The sequence below is a fragment of the Nostoc sp. genome (assembly GCF_054880495.1).
The window spans coordinates 1-5,978 of sequence record NZ_JBTYKD010000230.1 but is presented as its reverse complement, the minus strand read 5'-3'; the positions used below and the strand labels follow the sequence as shown (position 1 = coordinate 5,978).

The following is a 5,978-nucleotide window of genomic DNA, read 5'->3' as shown; positions in this document are numbered from 1 at the left end:
TTGCACCACAGGTTCAAGTGCAAGCTAAGGAAATTGCGTCATACATTCAAGAGCGAGCTGGGGAAGTCACAAAATTAATTCAAGAACGGTGTTTGTGGCAGTTTCACTCTCGTGCATGGGATCGGCAAGAAAACATCAATGGTGTTCTCAATATGGCCGCCCAAATCTTGACTGGAGAAAAGGTGGTTCTAGAAACCTTGATCGACAGGGGTTTTTATGCAGATGCGAAGATCCTTTCGGCTGACCTGGAAATTAGATTTTCATGGTTAAATAGCATGGAAAACTCGCAAAAGAAGGCAGTACTGGAGTCTGTTAAAGCAATGCTGATCGATATTGTAATAACCAAGTCGAAGAATGGTGAATTGCATTATTCGCTTTATTAAAGCAATTGGATCGGTAATTCTATCCTCCGGGTGACGCTCTTAGCGTCACCCCTTCTCCCAAAGGGAGATGCCGTAGGATGCCCGTACCCCTACGGTCAAGCAAGCTACGCCTAGCGTCTCCTTTAGGAAAAGGGCTGTAGAGAGAAGACCAGACTGCCTCACTAAACAAACGGCGTTGTTGAATTGGAGTATGAATTAGAGTCTTGTCATCCTGTTAGTGTTTGTGCAGAAATTTTCTTACAGAGTAGAGACTTACAAAGTAGAGAGCGATCGCACTTCGGCAAACTACCTCGGCCGCGGTTCCATCGAGCGAAGTCGAGATACTCGGCACAAGTCAGTGACCACCGCAGACATCGCTCCACTTTCTTAAGCTCGAAAAGACACTTCATATCTTCGTTCAGCAACGCCAAACAAACACGCATTACTAATTATACACTATCTAGGAGTCAAGAGAATGTCTTTAGTCGTAAAACAGAAAGAACGCAAGGGAATCATCAATCCTATATTTACCTGTCAGCCTGCTGGGGCTGAATACGCTTCCATCGGAATCAAAGATTGTATTCCCCTAGTGCATGGAGGACAGGGATGTAGTATGTTCGTTCGTCTCCTGTTTGCCCAGCATTTGAAGGAAAATTTTGACATTGCTTCTTCTTCACTCCATGAAAATAGCGCAGTCCTTGGAGGACAGCCACGCATTGAGGAAGCCGTAAACACCTTAGTAGCACGATATCCCGATTTACGGATTATCCCAATTATTACGACTTGTTCAACTGAGACGATTGGGGACGATATCGAAGGAACCATTAACAAGCTCAACGCCCAGTTAAAGAAAGACTATCCCGATCGCAAGGTTATCCTTGTTCCTGTACATACTCCCAGTTACAAAGGCAGTCAAGTTACTGGCTATAATGTCGGCGTACACGCAATCATTTCTACCCTAGCAAAAAAAGGCCAACCAACTGGCAAGTTGAACATCATCACTGGGTGGCTTAACCCTGGAGATGTCATTGAAGTTAAGCGCATCTTAAAAGAGATGGACGTTCCAGGGAATATCTTACTGGATACAGAATCCTTCGATGCGCCCACCATGCCCGATAAGACAAGTTTTGCCTTTGGGAATTCAACCATTGAAGAAATTGCTGATTCTGCTAATGCGTTGGGAACTATTGCCTTATGCAAATATGAAGGAGGCAGCACAGCCGAATTCTTAGAAGAGAAGTTTAAGGTACCTGCAATCATTGGCCCAACACCAATTGGGATCAAAAATACCGACATCTGGCTGCAAAATATCAGCAAATTAACTGGCAAACCAATACCAGAATCTTTAGTTAGAGAACGTGGTAAAGCTATTGATGCGATCGCAGACCTTGCTCACATGTTCTTCGCTAACAAGAAGGTTGCTATTTACGGAGATCCCGATTTAGTAATTGGTCTAGCAGAGTTCTGCTTAGAAGTTGAGTTAGAGCCAGTGCTGATGTTGTTGGGAGACGACAACAGAGCCTGCACCAAAGACCCCAGAATTGCCCAGTTGGAGAAGCAAGCAGCCTGTGATATCGAAGTCATTTGGAATGCAGACCTCTGGGAATTGGAGCGCCGCATCAAAGATAAATCCCTGGAAATCGACTTGATTCTAGGTCATTCCAAGGGTCGATATATTTCCATCGATCACAAAATTCCGATGGTTCGGGTTGGCTTCCCCAGCTTTGACCGCGCAGGTCTGTGGAAATATCCTGTGATTGGCTATAAAGGAGCAGAATGGCTAGCAGATAACATTGCCAACGCCATGTTTGCAGATATGGAGAATAAGCACGATCGCGAGTGGATCTTAAACGTTTGGTAATAGGCTGAAGAGGATAGTTGATTATCTACCAGATCCCCGACTTCTTTAAGAAGTCGGGGATCTAAATCACCTACGCAACAGAAGTTTACGAAACATTGGAGAGTTATCATGACTGCAAGTATAGATCAAAATGTCGTATTTTACGGAAATTTGAGCGAACTCTATCGCTTGGCAAAAGAGGGTAAGATCAAGACTAGTTTACAAGGTAGTCATACCCGCCCCTGTAAATTTTGGACTGCAACGAAGATTTTAAGTGGGATTAAAAATGCGATCGTCATTTCTCACGGGCCGAGTGGCTGTGCTTATGGTGTCAAGCGGGCATACAAGCTGACCAATAGCCGCAATAGTGGATCACCTTATGAACCTGTGGTGACTACGAACATGAGTGAGAAGGCGGTAATTTTTGGAGGGGAAAAAGAATTAGCAGGCGCGATTCGAGAAGTAGATGAAAAATACCATCCCGATGCGATCGTTGTTGCTACTAGTTGTGCGTCTGGTATTATTGGGGACTGTGTTGATGACGTAGTAAATAAAGCTCGCACCGAAATCGATGCTGAGATCATGACGATACATTGCGAAGGATTCGCCGGGGAGTATCGCAGTGGATTTGATATCGTATTTCGGCAAATTGTAGACTTTATGGAGCCGCCAACTCCAGAACGGAAAGCACAACTAGCCGATGCTGTCAATATTGTGGGCGCAAAGATGGGCCCTGAAAGGACAGAAGTCGAAACTGATGTTAAGGAACTGGTGCGATTGATCGAAGGAATGGGGGCACGAGTTCACAGTGTCATCGCTGGTGACTGTACTTTAGAAGAACTCAAGCAAGCACCGAGTGCAGCAGTCAACTGTACTTTATGTTTGGATCTTGGCTATACCATCGGCAAAGCCATGTCAGACAAGTTCGGTACTCCATTAAATTCTACTATCCTTCCCTATGGAATCACCGCTACAGAAAAATGGCTCGAAGGGGCGGCAAAATATTTAGGGATGGAAGAACAGGCGGCTGCCCTAATGGAAAAGGAATATGCCGCAATCAAGACTGAATTTGAAGCAGCTAAGAGTTATATAGAAGGGAAGTTAGCGATTATCGAAGGACATGATGCTATCAAGTGCTTATCCCTTGCTCACATGTTGGATCGTGATTTTGGGATGCGTGTAGTAATTTATAACTTCCATCCCTGGAGTACAGAAGCACGAGAAACCAGTGTAGACTACCTATTGGAAACAGGGTTAGACCCGGAAATCCTGATTACGAAAGGGACACTGGCCTTTGGCAAGTACGAGTCCATGAAACAAACGGAAGATGAATTACTGGATTTCATTGGTGGTCTTGATGCAGAATCGGTAGTTTATTTTGGTTCTTCCTTGAGTTTCCCCCATATTCCCGTAGTCGATTTAAATGCTATCTTAAATCGTCCCAGATTTGGCTATCGCGGAGCCTTAAAGGTCGCAAGGTGTATTAAAACAGCACTTCAATATGGCTTTAGACCTCGGAGTGCTTTAACCAAGCAAATGGTATTCCCTAAAAATTCCGGGTTAGCATCTACTCAATCACTAAGCGGAAAATTAGCTCAAGACATGCCTGACTGTACCGTATATGCAGAGAAGAGACGGGGAAAATGTATTAACGAATAATAAATGAAATTTTGTCTAAGGGAGAAAATTGTAGGTTGGGTGGAACGAAGTGAAACCCAACAAACTCTCGGAAATATTGGGTTTCTGGAAAAGACTACACACTGATTCAGTGGCATCTGATACGGGCAAGGCTTAAGCCAAAAATGTCAAGGCAGAAGTCGCTACAGGTTCCACGAAACACGGAAACGTCAAGGCAGAAGCCGTTACAGGCTGCGCGAAACACGGAAACGTCAAGGCGGAAGTCGCTACAGGGAAGGCGGAAGTCGCTACAGGCTGCACAAAACACGGAAACGTCAAGGCAGAAGTTGCTACAGGCTGCGTGAAACGCATTTATCATAGTCAAACCTTAGAAAAACAGGAGGAAAAAATGTCTGCTGAAACAACTTTTGACAATTGTAATCATAGTAAAGACCCAGTAGTTGGCTGTGCCCTTGAAGGTATTGCAACTACAGTTGCTGGTATTAAAGATGTCAGTATTGTAATTCAGTCTCCACAGGGTTGCGCGTCCACTGTCGCAGCTGGGTATGATGCTCATGAGGTTGATTTCACTAAGCGGAAAGTAGCTTGTACTCGTCTTTTTGAGTCAGACATTGTAATGGGAGCGTCTGAGAAACTCAAAGGTATGATTAAAGACGCGGATAAATCTTTTGATGCTAAGGTGATGTTTGTCGTTGGTACTTGCGCGGCAGACATCATTGGTGAAGATATTGCGGGATTGTGCAACCAGCTTCAGCCAGATATCAAAGCCAAACTCGTTCCTTTAATGGCTGGTGGGTTTCGGGGCAATGCTTACGATGGCTTGGAGATGGGTTTGGAGGCTTTACTTCCTTTTATCAAAAAAAGGCAGACCAAGAGAAGGGGCAAAAAGCCAAGGATTGTAAATATCATTGCACCACAGGCAAATCTGAATCCTACTTGGTGGGCTGATTTAGAATGGGTAAAGCAGACGTTAAAATCTTTAAGGATTAAAGTACAGACGGTCTTCTCTCATAATACCTCCTTTGAAGAACTAGAGCAAGCTGGTGAGGCAACCGCCAATATTGTTCTCAGTCATGATGTTGGGTATAAGTTTGCTCGGAAAATGCAACAGACCCATGACATCCCTTTGATCCTTGATGATATACCTTTACCAGTAGGTGTAAACAACACTACTCGGTGGTTGAAGGCATTGGCGGCACATTTTAAGATAGATGAAAAAGTGGAGCCAATCATCAAACAAGGCGAACAAATGGTTGTAGATACACTTCGCAAACGAGCATTGATGATTATTCCCCGATATCGTAATTGTAGAATTGCCGTATCTGCGGATGGGACGCTTGGCATTGGACTGGTGAGAATGCTCTTTGAAGAATTGGAGATGATTCCGGAAGTCTTATTATTTCGCTCGGCGATGCCTGATTCTCGTTCAATTTTGGAGCGAGAACTGCACAGCCTCGGTCTTACTTCCCGCGTAATATTTTCGGCAGATGGCTATCAGGTAAAACAGACTTTAGAAGAGTTTGATGTTGATGCTGTGATTGGCTCGGCATGGGAAAAATACATGGCAGAGGAATTGGGAATCAAAATTGCTTTTGATGTATTTAGCCCCACTAACAGAGAAACTTATGTTGACAAGCCATATTTTGGTTATGAAGGCATGATCAATATGATGGAGGTGATTGCTAACGATTGGGATAGAGCTTTTCGTTCCAAAGAGATTAATTGGACATAGAGAAGTATTGTGTCAAGAATGTTTTGATGTCCTGATGCAGAGTTATCAAGAAGTATTGTACTACACATCTGGAGCAACGGCAGTCGCTACAACGGGGAGTAACTGCCGTTAGCAAAGCGGTAGACCACTGCTGCAACTAGATATTGCGTCCCTCCTTGGCTCTCTGGTTGGCGAATCTGAGGGCAATAGACCTCTTGCAAAAGTCCCTAACACCCCACCCCCAGCCCCTAAGAGCAGGCTCTTAGGGGAGAATTTGACGTAAGTCAAAGGCGGGGTGGGGTTCTTATTTTTGATTTATGCAAGAGGTCTAAGTTTAAAGGGGTATCCCCAGTTCCAGAAAGATTGTCGCTCGGTTGAATACAAAACATCAGGATGGAAGCTTGCAGATAATCGTAAATCCATAGCT

Annotated in this window: 4 protein-coding genes and 1 pseudogene; all 5 read left to right on the top strand. The window is 44.4% G+C overall.

All coding sequences use genetic code 11. From position 1 onward, the window contains the following. Positions 1–383, top strand: a 383-nt coding sequence (gene vnfG / locus ACYTXL_RS21745; RefSeq protein WP_461926540.1) for a V-containing nitrogenase subunit delta, incomplete at its 5' end; no start/stop codon positions are given. A 454-nt stretch (positions 384–837) separates the two neighbouring features. Continuing rightward, positions 838–2,223: a V-containing nitrogenase subunit beta gene (gene vnfK, locus ACYTXL_RS21740; protein ID WP_461926539.1), complete on the top strand. Its 1,386-nt coding sequence runs from the start codon at positions 838–840 to the stop codon at positions 2,221–2,223. Positions 2,224–2,331: 108 nt separating this feature from the next. Continuing rightward, entirely contained in the window at positions 2,332–3,861 is a 1,530-nt protein-coding gene (locus ACYTXL_RS21735; RefSeq protein ID WP_461926538.1) for a nitrogenase component 1, read from the top strand. A 367-nt stretch (positions 3,862–4,228) separates the two neighbouring features. Next, positions 4,229–5,572, top strand: a complete 1,344-nt coding sequence (locus ACYTXL_RS21730; protein ID WP_461926537.1) for a nitrogenase component 1 — start codon at positions 4,229–4,231, stop codon at positions 5,570–5,572. 316 nt (positions 5,573–5,888) lie between these two features. Then, positions 5,889–5,978 (top strand): annotated as a pseudogene (locus tag ACYTXL_RS21725) (RNA-guided endonuclease TnpB family protein); the annotation flags it as partial.

What these genes read in the sequence shown, in the direction of transcription:
- vnfK (WP_461926539.1), top strand. Translation starts at nt 838, where the DNA reads ATGTCTTTAGTCGTAAAACAGAAAGAACGCAAGGGAATCATCAATCCT.
- ACYTXL_RS21735 (WP_461926538.1), top strand. Translation starts at nt 2,332, where the DNA reads ATGACTGCAAGTATAGATCAAAATGTCGTATTTTACGGAAATTTGAGC.
- ACYTXL_RS21730 (WP_461926537.1), top strand. Translation starts at nt 4,229, where the DNA reads ATGTCTGCTGAAACAACTTTTGACAATTGTAATCATAGTAAAGACCCA.